Genomic DNA, 548 nt, shown 5'->3' with positions numbered 1-548 from the left:
AGAAACCATAAGAGCAGCAAAAGATCCTCCTATAGTAATCAGAACAGATGTTAAATCCCAATATGTTCCCATTGAAAATCCACTAACTAAAATACCTCCAATAATAAATGTAAATCCAAGAGGAATACCTATCAATACACCTAAATCCATAAATTACTCCTGTGCTCCAAAACTTATTGATTTTCTATATTTAATTATTTTTTTATATATATCATCAATATCTTTAAAGTCCTTAAAATCAATTAAAGTCACTCCATCAAATTCTTTTTGCATAAATAAATTGAAGTACTCTTCTTGAGATAACGAAAACTTAAATCTATTATCTAATGCAATTGATTTTGCATAAGCATCCAACTTAACTTCAAAATCATGCAATCTTTGAAGAAAGTTTTCTCGAAGTTTTTTTGTCTTTGAAGAACTATGAAGAGATTGTTTAAAAACATTAAATTTATTTATAAAAAAAGCTGTTAGTTTTTTCAAATGGAAATCATATAGATTTAAGCTATTTATGCTATAAGAATTAAATTCTTTGATTGAAATATCCAGTT

1 protein-coding gene is annotated in these 548 nt (G+C 25.7%); it reads right to left on the bottom strand.

Annotation, left to right across the window (positions count from 1 at the left end; genetic code table 11):
* Positions 1 to 153: 153 nt before the first annotated feature.
* Positions 154 to 548: hypothetical protein (locus ACQY5W_RS13490; RefSeq protein ID WP_428025485.1), on the bottom strand; the 395-nt coding region annotated here is incomplete at its 5' end.

The sequence above is a fragment of the Arcobacter sp. genome, from assembly GCF_050300555.1.
GTDB lineage: Bacteria > Campylobacterota > Campylobacteria > Campylobacterales > Arcobacteraceae > Arcobacter.
This window is presented reverse-complemented; position numbering and strand designations above follow the sequence as displayed.